Below are 12,570 nucleotides of genomic sequence, written 5' to 3' on the forward strand. Positions count from 1 at the left end.
GAGCCGTGCGGGCTCGCCGCATGCATGCGCGAGCCCTGATGCTTGCCCGGTCGTCAGGCCAGCGTGACCCAGATCGTCTTCATCTGCGTATACTGGTCGAAAGCCTCGATGCCCTTGTCATAGCCGCCGAAGCCGGACGTCTTATAGCCGCCGAACGGTGTGGTGATGTCGCCTTCGCCATAGCCGTTGACGGCCACGGTTCCCGCCTGGACCTTGCGCGCCATGCGGACTGCGACATTTATGTCGTTGGAAAACACGGTCGCGGCCAGGCCGTAGCTGGAATCGTTGGCCAGGCGGATCGCTTCTTCTTCCGTCTCGAAGGTCATGACGGCAACCACCGGGCCGAAAATCTCATTGCGGGCGATGGCCATGTCGGGCGTGACCTTGCTGACGATCGTCGGCTCGACGAACCATCCGCCGGTTTCTTCCAGCGCACGGTTGCCGCCTGCGACGATCTCGGCGCCATCGGCCTTCGCCTGCTGGATAGCGCCCATCACGCGCTTCAATGCGGAGGCTTCGATCAGCGGTCCGAGCTTTGTCGCCCGGTCGGTCGGCTGGCCGACGACCCAGCTCCCGGTCGCCTTTACCAGGGCGTCGACAAACGCGTCCTTGATCGATGCCTGGACGAGGATGCGTGAGCCGCAGGTGCAGTTTTCGCCCATGTTCCAGAAGGCAGCGCCCGCAAGGTTCTCGGCGATCTGGTCGAGCCGGTCGGCGGCGTCAGCCATGACGATCTGCGGGCTCTTGCCGCCGCATTCGAGGACGATTTTCTTGAGGTTGCTGTCCGCCGAATAGCGCAGGAACTGGCGGCCGATTTCCGTCGAACCGGTGAAGGTCAGCACGTCGACATCCGGATGAAGGCCCAATGCCTTGCCGGCCACATGGCCGAGGCCGGGCACGACGTTGAACACGCCGGCGGGAATTCCGGCCTGCAAGGCAAGCTCGGCAATGCGGATCGTCGACAGCGACGCAAGTTCGGCAGGCTTGACGACGATGGAATTGCCGGCGGCCAGCGCCGGGGAGATCTTCCACGACAAGGTGCCGGCGGGGAAATTCCACGGCAGAACCATCCCGACCACGCCGACGGGCTGGCGAACGATAAGCCCCAGATTGCCTTCGCCGGTGGGCGATATCTTGCCGAACACCTTGTCGATCGCCTCGGCATACCAGCGGATATTGTTGACGACATCGGGAAGGTCGAGCGTTTCGCAATCCGTCAATGGTTTGCCGGCATCGATTGAATCCAGCAGCGCCAGTTCGGCGGCGTTGGCCTCGACGATATTGGCGAAATTCAGCAGGATGCGCTTGCGCTCGCGCGGCTCCAGGCCACTCCAGACACCGTCGTCAAATGCCCTCCGGGCTGCCTTGATGGCCTTGTCGACGTCGGCCTCCGAGCAGGCGGCGATCCGGTTCAGGAGCGTGCCGGTGGCCGGGTTGAGATTGTCGAATTCGGCCTTGCCTTCGGCGTCGACGAGCTCGCCATCGATCAGAGCCTGGGTGCGAACTGTCGCGGGGAGGGAAGTCATGTATTCTCCGTTCACTGGATTACAGCACCTTGCTGAGAAAAGCCTTGGCGCGATCGGTTTTCGTATTGCTGAAGAGTTCGGACGGGCTGCCTTCCTCGACCACGACGCCGCCATCCATGAAGACCACCTTGTCGCAGACCTCGCGGGCGAAGCCGAGTTCGTGGGTGACCACGACCATGGTCATGCCTTCAGCTGCCAGTTCGCGCATGACGTTGAGCACTTCGCCGACCAGTTCCGGGTCGAGCGCGCTGGTTGGTTCGTCGAACAGCATGAGCTTCGGCTTCATGGCCAAAGCGCGGGCGATTGCCACACGTTGCTGCTGGCCGCCCGATAAGGTGCGAGGATAGGCATTCGCCTTCTCGGTCAGCCCGACTTTCGACAAAAGCACCATCGCTTCTTCGACGGCCTGGGTCTTTGCGACCCGCTTCACCTTTGTCGGCGCTTCGATGATGTTCTGCAGCACCGTCATGTGCGGGAATAGATTGAAGTTCTGGAAGACCATGCCGATATCGGCGCGCTGACGCGCGACTTCCGATTTCTTCATCTCATAGAGTTTGCCGTGATGCTCGCGGTATCCGACCAGTTGGCCGCCGACCTGGAGAAAGCCGCCGTCGATACGTTCAAGATGGTTCATGCAGCGCAGGAATGTGCTTTTGCCGGAGCCCGACGGCCCGAGGATGCAGCAAACTTTCCCATACTCGATGGTCAGGTTGACGCCTTTGAGGACGCGAAGCGTGCCAAAGGACTTTTGCACGCCGCGCGCATTGACCGCATACTGGTCGGTGAATTGGGAGGATGGTGCGGCCAGCATCAGACGGTCCCCGCGTTCTGTTCTTCGCTGTCGTTAGCGGCGCTTGCCCGCGTGTTCAGCCGGCGATCGCTTTTGCCGAAATGGCGCTCGAGGAAGTGCTGGCCGATCGTGAGGACCGTCGTCAGCGCGAGGTACCAAAGCGAGGCGACAATCAAGAGTGGAATGGTCTGGAAGTTCGCGGTGTAGATAAGCTGGGCGGAATAGAGCAGTTCCTGCAGCGCGATCACGCTGACCAGGGATGTCGTCTTCAGCATGCCGATCAGCTGGTTGCCGGTCGGGGGGATGATGACGCGCATCGCCTGCGGCAGAATGATGCGGGTCATCACCCGGAAGCTCGACATGCCCAAAGCCTCGGCCGCTTCGCGCTGGCCGACAGGCACGGAATTCAGACCTGAGCGGACGATCTCGGACATATAGGCCCCTTCATTGAGGCCGAGGCCGAGAAGGGCGGCGACATAGACCGTTATGAACGTATTGGCATCGAAGGAGCCGAGGCTGGGGCCAAGGGGAAAGCCGATGGTTATCCGCGGATAAAGTGCTGAAAGGTTGAACCAGAAGATCAGCTGCACAAGCAGTGGTGTGCCGCGGAATATCCAGAGGTAACCGGAAGCGATACTGCCCAGCACCGGGTTCTGGGAGATGCGCATCAGCGCAATGATCGTGCCGAGCACCATGCCGATCGCCATCGCGGCGATCGTCAGCCAGATCGTCGCGAGCAGGCCCGAGAGAATAGCATCGTCAAACAGATACTGGGCGACGACATCCCACTGGAACCGGGAGTTGGTTATCATCGAGGCCGCGAGACCGGCCAGAATCACGATCAGCAGTCCGGCTGCGATCCAGCGTCCATGGTGCTTGAGCGGCACGACTGGCATCTTCTCATAATCTTGGCTGAGCTGCCGAACGATTAGCTGTGTCAATTGCGTTCCCCTGAACGTCGTCAAGTTAGCGGTAGATGCCTCGACATTTCTATGGTAATCGATAACCGATAGCCGTTTACATAGTGGCAAGTGAATGGCGATGAGTCAAGCTTGATGGCATGCGAAAAAATGACGGAGTGGAAAATGAGTGAGAATTCCTGGGGCAATTGGGGTGGCAATCAGTCATTCGAAGCAGAATCGATTGCCCGGCCCGAAACGGAAGATGAGGCGATAACTGTCGTCCGGAATGCCGTCAGGGACGGGAAGACCGTTCGCGTGGCCGGCGGAGGGCATTCCTTTACGCCGGTTGTCGAAACCAAGGGCCTCCTCCTCGATTTGTCCAAGCTGACGGGCGTGATTTCTGTCGATAGGGCGGCAAGCAAAGCTGAGGTTTGGGCGGGATCGCGGATCGCGGACATTGGGCAGTCGCTGTGGGATGCCGGCCTATCGATCGCAAACCAGGGAGACATCGACGTTCAATCCGTGGCCGGCGCCGTTGCGACTGGCACGAAGGGGTCCGGAATCCATTTCGGCTCGATGTCGTCGCGGGTGAATAGCGTTCGCGTCGTCAACGGGATGGGCGAGGTCATCGACATCGACGCCAGCACGCCGGAGCACCTGCTGGCTGCCCAAGTCGCCGTGGGCATGCTTGGACCGGTCCTGCGTGTCGGCCTCGACCTGGTTCCCAGTTATGGCCTGCGGGAAGAGAATATGATTCTGCCGATGTCTGAAGTCCTCCGGCAATGGGACTATCTGCTGGCGGAATACAGGCATTTTTCGTTCTGGTGGATGCCCACCGACCGCTCGGCTGAAATGTATAAGCTTGGCGATGTGCCGGCAGATCATTGCTTCGTAAAACTGCTGCGCGAAGTCCCCGGTGAATTGCCGGATGAGCCTCTGGGCGAAATCAACCGTCGAACCGGCCGGGCCTATCGCATCTATCCTGACGGAACGACGGTGGCTGAGTTCCACGAGCTTGAATATATGGTCGGCGCCGACCAGGCTCGGGCTGCCGTCGACATCATGCGCGACCTGATGCTCAGGCGTTTCCCGGAAGAAATTTCGCCGCTCCAGGTGCGCTGGCAAAAGGCGGATCGGGGCTTCCTGTCTGCGCAGAGCGGCCGGGACAGCACGTCGATTTCAGTCTCCGGTGAGATCGGTCGCAATTACGAACCCTTCCTATGCGCGGTCGACGAGGCGCTTCAGCCGCTCGCGGGACGCCCACATTGGGGCAAGCTTCACTTTCTCGATAGGCAGCGTGTGCAGGCGCTTTATCCGGATTATGAGCGGTTTCAGCGCGTGCGGCTTCAGATGGATCCGCAAGATCTCTTCCTGAATCCGCATCTCTCGGCGCTTTTTGGATAGTGTCCACGAAGTGGCTGCCTCCGCCAAAATGGAGGCGGTCTTCGTGTTGACACTCCGTCAGTCACATGTAATATATTACCCGTTACCAATCACTAAGGCATGAAGTCCGATGAAGATCGCCTCCATAGAAGTTTACGGCTATGAGCTCACCTATGCTCATGGTGAGTATGTCATGTCCAAGGGCAGGGCGGCGCAGAGCCAGGCGTCGACCCTGGTTCGGATCCTGACCGACGACGGCGTGGAGGGTTGGGGCGAGAGCAGCACGCTCGGCGGGACCTATCTGCCGGCCTTCGCGGAAGGAACCCGCGAAGGCATCCGCGTGATGGCGCCTTCGCTTATCGGTCTGGATCCGACGAACCTGATCATCATCCACGAGGCCATGGATGCTGTCCTGCTCGGTCAGAACAGTTCCAAGAGCGCGATCGACGTCGCCTGCTGGGATATTCTCGGCAAGGTCGCCAACCTTCCGATTTCCAAGTTGATCGGCGGCGTTGCCCAGAAGAGCTTCCCTCTTTACGAGGCCGTGCCGCTCGCTTCGCCTGAGGAAATGGCGGAATTCGTCCGTGTTCGTGGCAAGGCGGGCATCAACCGGTTCCAGGTGAAAGTCGGCAACGATCCCTATGAAGATGCCGAGCGCACGCGCAGCGTCGTGAATACCTGCCCGAATGACGCCGTCATCGTGGCGGATTCGAACGGCGGCTGGAATCTCCAGGCAGCAATCATCGCCGTCCGCGAAATGGCCGGCCTCGACATTTATATCGAGCAGCCGTGCAGGGACACGATGGACTGCGCCATCGTCCAGAAAATGAGCTCGTTTCCCCTCGTCATGGATGAATCTGTGGTCAACGCGGCCGAGCTCTATCGCGCGAAATACGAAGCCGGAGCCGGCTCGGTCAACATCAAGCTCGCGCGCGTGGGCGGCATTACCGGGGCAGTGCGGATGCGCAACCTGGCGACGGATCTCGGCATGACGATGTGCATCGAGGATGTCTGGGGCGGAGACGTCACGACAGCGGCCGTGTCGCATGTTGCCGCGAGCACCCGTGCCGACGCGCTCCTGCATGCCTCCTTCTTCAATGATTGGACCAAGGAACATATCGCCGGCTACGCGCCCCGTTCGCACCAGGGGCGGGGTAGTGCGCCGGAAACGCCGGGCCTTGGCATCAGCGTCGATCACAAGGCCCTGGGCCGGGCACTCTTCGAGGTGACGAAGTGATGTCCGATAGCCGCACCCTTCCGCCAGCCGCCATCAAGTGGCTCGATCGGGCAGGCCGACAGGAATTCCTCGCTGTCGATTCACATACGGGAGGAAATCCCACACGCATCGTGCTCTCGGGCATTGATCTGCCCGGTGACGTCACCACCGTCAATGCAGCCCGTCTCTGGTTGCGCGACAACGCCGATCACTGGCGCCGGCGGCTCGTCCATGAGCCCCGCGGCGGCGGCCTGACCTGTGCCGTTCTGCCCATCCATAGCCAGGAGGACGGCTGCGATATTGGCGCTGTCATCCTTGAACCTGGCTCCTATCCGCCCATGTGCGGCCATTGCATGATCGGGTTCGCGTCGGTCATCGTCGAACTGGGCATGCTGCCGAACCTCTGGCGCGACAGCCCGACCCGGACGGAATTCAGCATCCGCACACCTGCCGGCCCGGTCGGTGTGACGGCCCGCCGTGATGGCGAAAAGTTCACCACCATCACGCTGACCAATGTCGAATCCTTCGTCGTCTCGAAAGGCGCGTGCGAGGTCGACGGCCAGAGCATGCCGGTCGAGCTGCTCTACGGCGGTGATTACTACATTTCGGTGGATGCCCGGACGATTGGCCTTTCGCTGGATCGCGGCAACGCGACAGAGATCGTCCGTCTCGCGCGGCGGCTGAAGGAGACCTACACGGCGGACGGTGTTTACGATCCGCTTTCGAACGATCTTCTCGACGTCTATCAGGTGCTGTTTTACGAGTACGATGCTGCTACGCCAGATCGCGCCAAGATCGTCGTCGTGGCGCCTCCGGGCGTGATTGATCGCTCGCCATGCGGCACCGGCACGAGCGCCTTGTTCGCCAAGCTGGTGACCGAAGGCAGGATCGCCGCGAGTGACACGCTGACGACAGAGAGCATTATCGGTTCGACCTTCACCGTCACCGCGAAGCGGGTGCGGGAGACGCCGGATCGCAAGTTCACGACACCCGCTCTCACCGGCCGCGCCTACATCAACGGTTTTCTCATTATCGCTGCGGACGAGGACGACGGTCTCGCCGATGGCTTCGCCCCGCTCTGACAATTTCGATCCAGGAGATATAACATGACCCTCAAGGGTGTACTTTCCGCAATCGTCACGCCATTCACCGCCGATGGCGAGAAGATCGACGAAGCAGCACTTCGCAAGCTTGTCGACCAGAACATTGCCGATGGTGTCGATGGCTTCGTGCCAGCAGGCGGCACCGGTGAATTCTCGGTGCTTTCGCATCAGGAACGTCTGCGTCTGGTCGAAGTCGTCGTCGAGCAGACGGCCGGACGTGCCGCTGTCCTGGCACATACGGGCGCGACCTCGTCTCGCGAGGCAATCGAATTCACCAAGCATGCCGAACGGGTCGGCGCCACTGCGGTGATGCTGGCGACGCCCTATTACGAGCCGATCGGCTTCAACGAGGCTTTTGCTTATTACGCGGCTGTCGCGGACGCGACGAGCCTGTCGATCTGCGCCTACAACTTCCCGCCCGCTACCGGTCTGCATCTCGATGTCGACTTCCTGGTGAAGCTCGCCCGCGAAATTCCGCAAGTCAAATATGTCAAGGACTCCTCGGCGAACATCATGCAGATGTTCAACCTGCTTTCAGACCATTCGCAGGACATTACCCTGCTCAACGGCGAGGACGTCCTGATGCTTCCGGCACTGGCATCGAAGGCGCCCGGCATGGTCATGGGCATTGCCAATTTCATGACTCCGGCTCTGGCAAAACTGCAAAAGGCAAGTGAAAGCGGCGACGACCAGACGCTCGTTTCGGTATGGCGTGACATCAATCCGATCGTGCGCCTGCTCGGCAACGGCCGCTACAATGCCGGCGTCAAGGCCGCCTGCGAAATCCTCGGCTTGACGGTCGGTCCCGTCCGTGCGCCTATCCCGCAATATACGGCGGCCGAGAGGGAATCGCTGAAGGCCGCCCTGGCTTCGGTGAACCCTGACTACTTGACGCGGGCTGCCCGATAACGATCAACGGCAGCTCCGCAAAAAGGGGCCGCCATGGTTTATCCCGAGAGGGCCAAAGGAGAATTGACGTGAAGGTCGAGATATTTTCAGGGGTCATTCCTGCATTGATGACGCCTTGCAAGGACGATCGCAGCCCGGATTTCGACGCACTGGTGCGCAAGGCGAAAGAATTGATCGCCGGTGGAATGTCCGCTGTCGTCTACTGTGGCTCGATGGGCGATTGGCCGCTGTTGACGGACGCACAACGCATGGAAGGCGTCGAGCGTCTGGCCAAGGCCGGCGTGCCTGTTATCGTCGGCACTGGCGCGGTCAATACCGCGTCTGCCGTTGCCCATGCGGCGCATGCCCAGAAGGTCGGAGCCAAGGGACTGATGGTTATACCGCGCGTGCTGTCGCGTGGCTCCGTCATCTCCGCCCAGCGCGCGCACTTCAAGGCGATCCTTGCGGCGGCGCCGGATCTGCCCGCGGTCATCTACAACAGCCCGTATTACGGTTTTGCAACACGAGCCGATCTGTTCTTCGCCCTGCGCGCGGAACATCCGAACCTCGTCGGTTTCAAGGAATTCGGCGGTCCCGCGGACCTGCGTTATGCTGCCGAGAACATCACCAGCCGGGACGATGACGTCACGCTGATGGTCGGTGTCGACACCGCCGTCGTGCACGGTTTCGTCAATTGCGGCGCCAAGGGTGCGATCACCGGCATCGGCAATGTTCTGCCGCAGGAGGTGATTCATCTCTGCAAACTGTCGGAAGCAGCCGCCGCGGGAGATGCAAAGGCGCGCAAGCTCGCCTTGGAACTGGAGGCAGCACTTGCCGTCCTTTCCTCCTTCGACGAAGGCCCGGATCTCGTGCTCTACTTCAAGTACATGATGACCTTGAAGGGCGACAAGGAATATACTTTGCACTTCAACGAGACGGACGCGCTGACGGACAGCCAGCGCGGCTATGTCGAGGCTCAGCTTGCATTGTTTGGCAAATGGTACAGCAACTGGCGCCAAATCAACGCCGCGTAGCAGTACGCTTTCGTTAAGAAAATTCGTGATGGGGCCGCTCTGCCGGCCCCATTTTGTCTGAGGCCCTATCGTTTGGCGATGATCCTCTGTCGCGTGCTGCCGGCCTTATAAACTGAGTGGTAGCGAGACGGGTTTTCCTTCGGATGCAGAGCGGTAGATCGCCTCTACGACCTGGACCGACATCAGGGCTCTCGCGCCATCATCTGGAATCTTGCCTTCGCGCAGGTCGTTGACAATGGCTTGAAGCTGCGCGCGTTGGCCTTTGGTCGGGAAGTCACGAGGATTTTGCAAGTCCTTGAAACTGAATCCGCCAGGCGTCGAATGGGTCTCCCCCTCGTCCGCCGTCTCGCGAAACAATATCTCATCATGCTCCCCATTGATGACGATCGTGCCTCTCTTTCCGCTGATCGTCAGCAGGTGCCGCTGGCCGGGGAAGGCGGCTGTCGATGACGAGAATGATCCCATGACACCAGACTTGAAAGCAAACACGGCAACAGCCGCATCCTCGGTTTCGATGTCGTGAAAGGCTGTCCTGGTCATGGCAAAGACAGAGGAAATCGGTCCCAGCAAGAACTGCGCGAGATCGATCAGGTGAGTCGACTGGGTGATGACGCAACCACCGCCCTCTATCGCCCACGTGCCGCGCCAGGCATCGCCAGAATAGTAGGAAGGCCGCCGGAATTCGTTGTCCAGGATGCTGACGAGAAAGATCCGTCCCAGGGCCCCGTTCCGGACATCGGATAGGGCCTGCAGGGCTGCATCGGAATGCGCGCGGTGATAGATGACGGACAGGCCAACCTCGCTTTCGGCACAGGCGGCGATGACGTCACGGGCGCGGTCGGAGGTAATTTCGAGCGGCTTCTCGACGATGACATGCTTGCCTGACCTGGCGGCGGCAACCGCATAGTCCTTGTGAAGGCCATTGGGCGTTGTCACGATGACGGCATCGATCGTCGGGTCGGAAAGGAATTCGTCGAGATCGCTCGACCATTTTGGAATCGAAAAGGCGGCGGCAAACGCTGCCGCCTTTTCCTGGCTTCTTGCAAAAACCGATACCAGCTCTGCGCCGGTCACGTTGCGCAGTTCGCGCGCATGCGTCTCTGCAGCGACGCCGGCGCCGATGATTCCGAAGCGGCAAGGCGTCATGGCTATTTTCCGCCGACGCCGGAGGCCGCGCCGGCAGAGCTGACGACATGCAACGGGGCGGCCCGGTCCTGCTTGCTGAGCAGGCGCGCGCGCGCCCGCTTTGCGGCCTCGTGGCCGGTGCCGGTGGCGATTTCCATATTGCCGATCTCGGCGAAATAATCGCCGGCGAAATGGATGTCGACATCGTCGCGCTCGCAATAGGCAAGCATGGGGTCGAAGTTGAAGCCGGCGGGTCGATAGGTGTTTCCCGGCACCCATCGCTGAACGATTGTTTCCTTGATGTGCCCCTTGAGCTCGGGGAACATCCTGTAGACGTCGGCAAGATAGGTGTCCCTGATCCCTTCGTCCGTCAGCTTCAGCATTTCGCGTGCGGGCGCGCCGCCGGAATAGACCATCAGGCTGCCGCCCGGCTTGCGCGGGCCACCGGTACGAAGTGGGTTTGCGTGATTGAAGAACATGTCGAACGACGCATCCGGCGTGGTGATGGCGTAGATATCGTCATAAGGCATTGGCCCGGTTTCATCGGTGATGATGCCCATGGTGGGGAAGGGGCCGTACTGAACGCTCTCAAGTACGGTTTTCACGTCCTGAGGAATGTTGCGGACGATTTCCGCGGCCTGATAGGCCGGTACGGCGACGATGACCTGCCTGGCAATCGCAGTGTATTCGATGCCATCGGTCTCATAGACAACCGTGACTAGGTCGCCCGTTTTCGCCACTGACTTGACCGTCGTGTGATAGCGAACACGGTCGCCGAGAAGTTCCATCATTCTCTCGCCGAACCGGCCGGAACCGCCATCGAGATTGAGCGCCATGGAATCGCCCTTGCCGGCCCAGACAGCGCCGAACAGCGACACGCCGACGCCAGCATGCTGATCCTCCGCCTCGGCGGCGGCGCGACGCGATGCAGATTGGAACAGGGCTTCCAATCGCTTCGGCAAACGACCGAGGAAATCGCGGAACGTCTGGTTCGCCATGAAGCGGGCGACGCGTGCGCGGCGACGCTGGTTGCTCTCGCCATAAACCGGCACCATTTCCTTTTGCCAGCCCTTGACCGCTTTCATGATGCGCAGGCCAAGACGAGCAAGGGCGATCCGCTCGCCCAAACTCATCTTCATGCTGAAGGGCAGCATCGACACCGCCTTGGGTTTGTAGACCTTGTTGCCCCACCAGATGGCGAACTTGTTGCCGGGAATGGTAATGATATCGAGGCCGATCGAATGAAGAATGTTGCGCATATGCGAGCCCGGAGGCGGGAAGAGATGTCCGCCGAGGTTCAGCCAATAATCACCACGCGCCACGGAATAGAGGCGGCCGCCAAGCCGATGCGTCTTCTCCAGCACCAGAAGGTTACGCTCACGCAATTCCCACGCGGCAGACAGCCCGGCCGGACCTCCGCCAACGATAATGACGTCATAACTCGGCTTATCCATGTGCTGTTCTCACCTCGATATTGTGGTTCATTCGGCCGCAATCTCAGCGGGTTGCCCCATTTCTTGTCCGGCCATCGTCTGCCAAAAAAGTTCTTGCACTGCTGTCGATAAGCGGTAATATATCACCCGTAAGACACCATTGTCAACGAGGCAGTCGTTATCGAACCGGTCGCGAACTGCACGAACCGAGGGGAATGAAAATGCTTAGTAGGCGCAACATTTTGTCGATCCTGACAGCGACGGTTGTCGGAGCCATGTCGCTGACAACAGTGCAGGCGCAGGACATCGCGAAGTCGGATGACGTCGCAGCCATGCTTCCCAAGGCGATCAAGGATGCTGGAGTTCTGCGCATCGCCGTGCCGGATGTCGGAAAGCCATTGGCTTATAAAGACGGCAGCGAGCTAAAGGGCATGGATGTCGATCTGGCCAACGCGGTTGCAGCGACACTCGGCCTGAAAGCCGAGATCAGCCTGATCCCGTTCGCGGCAGCCCTGACCGGCCTGCAGGCGAACAAGTACGACATTTCCTTCGGTGAATTCTATGTCAAAACAGAGCGCCTTAAGGTCGCGGATTTCGTCACCGACTGGCAGGACTACAGCTCGTTCCTGGTCGTTGACGCAAAGGGCTTCAAGCCCAAGAAGGTTTCGGAGATCTGCGGCCACATCGTCGGTGCGATGGCTGGATCCGCTGAGCTGGAGACTTTGAAGACCGGCGCAGCCAAATGCGACAAGGCAGCCACCGTCAGCGCATTTCCGTCGATCAGCAATGCCATTCTTGCCTTGAACAGCGGCCGCGTCGACGGCGTTCTCATCAATCGGGGTGGTGCGCAGGAATCCATTCGCATGAATCCGGCACTGAACGCGTCCGGCGAAATCGGCGGCGGCCCATGCGCCACGGCTGTTGCGCGAAACGAAAATTCGGAACAGATGCTTCCGGCGCTCAAAGCCGCCTATGACCACCTGATCAAGACTGGCGACTACGCAAAGATCCTGGAAAAGAACGACACCTCGTATGGTGCCGCAAAGAGTGCCGAGATCTACACGCAAGGTTCGACGCCGCCGAAATACGGCTTCTGACGCGAGTAACCTCCCAATATAACTGCTCGCTTCCAGGAGCACGTCGCCGCGCTACCGCAGGCGACGTGCTTTG

11 protein-coding genes are annotated in these 12,570 nt (G+C 60.2%); 6 read left to right on the top strand and 5 right to left on the bottom strand.

Going from position 1 to position 12,570, the window contains the following annotated elements; translation table 11 throughout:
* Positions 1 to 53 precede the first annotated feature (53 nt).
* The 3 genes from AC1D06_RS01130 to AC1D06_RS01140 are packed head-to-tail and all read right to left on the bottom strand — an operon-like array spanning position 54 to position 3,212.
* Entirely contained in the window at positions 54 to 1,526 is a 1,473-nt protein-coding gene (locus AC1D06_RS01130; RefSeq protein ID WP_477984353.1) for an aldehyde dehydrogenase, read from the bottom strand.
* Positions 1,527 to 1,545: 19 nt separating this feature from the next.
* The gene (locus AC1D06_RS01135) at positions 1,546 to 2,337 is read right to left on the bottom strand and encodes an amino acid ABC transporter ATP-binding protein (protein ID WP_477984355.1); all 792 of its coding nucleotides are present in this window, start codon (positions 2,335 to 2,337) and stop codon (positions 1,546 to 1,548) included.
* Positions 2,337 to 3,212, bottom strand: coding sequence for an amino acid ABC transporter permease (locus AC1D06_RS01140; RefSeq protein ID WP_477984688.1), 876 nt, complete (start codon positions 3,210 to 3,212; stop codon positions 2,337 to 2,339). The genes AC1D06_RS01135 and AC1D06_RS01140 overlap by 1 nt, the downstream gene beginning before the upstream one ends.
* A gap of 189 nt (positions 3,213 to 3,401) precedes the next feature.
* Between AC1D06_RS01140 and AC1D06_RS01145 the strand changes: the two genes are divergently transcribed.
* The 5 genes from AC1D06_RS01145 to AC1D06_RS01165 all read left to right on the top strand — a co-directional run bounded on the left by AC1D06_RS01145 (position 3,402) and on the right by AC1D06_RS01165 (position 8,842).
* Positions 3,402 to 4,622, top strand: a complete 1,221-nt coding sequence (locus AC1D06_RS01145) for a D-arabinono-1,4-lactone oxidase (RefSeq protein WP_477984357.1) — start codon at positions 3,402 to 3,404, stop codon at positions 4,620 to 4,622.
* Between the two features lie 109 nt (positions 4,623 to 4,731).
* A complete protein-coding gene (locus AC1D06_RS01150) occupies positions 4,732 to 5,838 on the top strand; it encodes a mandelate racemase/muconate lactonizing enzyme family protein (RefSeq protein ID WP_477984359.1) in 1,107 nt (368 codons plus the stop codon).
* On the top strand, positions 5,838 to 6,899 hold the full coding sequence (locus AC1D06_RS01155; RefSeq protein WP_477984361.1) for a proline racemase family protein: 1,062 nt from the start codon (positions 5,838 to 5,840) through the stop codon (positions 6,897 to 6,899). Before AC1D06_RS01150 ends, AC1D06_RS01155 begins: the two co-directional genes overlap by 1 nt.
* 24 nt (positions 6,900 to 6,923) lie before the next feature.
* Positions 6,924 to 7,829, top strand: coding sequence for a dihydrodipicolinate synthase family protein (locus tag AC1D06_RS01160; protein WP_477984363.1), 906 nt, complete (start codon positions 6,924 to 6,926; stop codon positions 7,827 to 7,829).
* A gap of 68 nt (positions 7,830 to 7,897) precedes the next feature.
* Positions 7,898 to 8,842, top strand: coding sequence for a dihydrodipicolinate synthase family protein (locus AC1D06_RS01165; protein WP_477875437.1), 945 nt, complete (start codon positions 7,898 to 7,900; stop codon positions 8,840 to 8,842).
* A 105-nt stretch (positions 8,843 to 8,947) separates the two neighbouring features.
* On the opposite strand, the gene AC1D06_RS01170 is transcribed toward AC1D06_RS01165, so the two are convergent.
* Together AC1D06_RS01170 and AC1D06_RS01175 are read right to left on the bottom strand one after the other, a co-directional pair.
* Positions 8,948 to 9,988, bottom strand: a complete 1,041-nt coding sequence (locus tag AC1D06_RS01170; RefSeq protein ID WP_477984365.1) for a Gfo/Idh/MocA family protein — start codon at positions 9,986 to 9,988, stop codon at positions 8,948 to 8,950.
* Positions 9,989 to 9,990: 2 nt separating this feature from the next.
* Complete coding sequence (locus AC1D06_RS01175; protein WP_477875439.1) at positions 9,991 to 11,421, bottom strand: flavin monoamine oxidase family protein; 1,431 nt, start codon at positions 11,419 to 11,421, stop codon at positions 9,991 to 9,993.
* A 20-nt stretch (positions 11,422 to 11,441) separates the two neighbouring features.
* Between AC1D06_RS01175 and AC1D06_RS01180 the strand changes: the two genes are divergently transcribed.
* Positions 11,442 to 12,497, top strand: a complete 1,056-nt coding sequence (locus AC1D06_RS01180) for a transporter substrate-binding domain-containing protein (protein WP_477984367.1) — start codon at positions 11,442 to 11,444, stop codon at positions 12,495 to 12,497.
* The last annotated feature ends 73 nt before the right edge of the window (positions 12,498 to 12,570 follow it).

The organism is Rhizobium sp. P2_G2 (assembly GCF_056403555.1).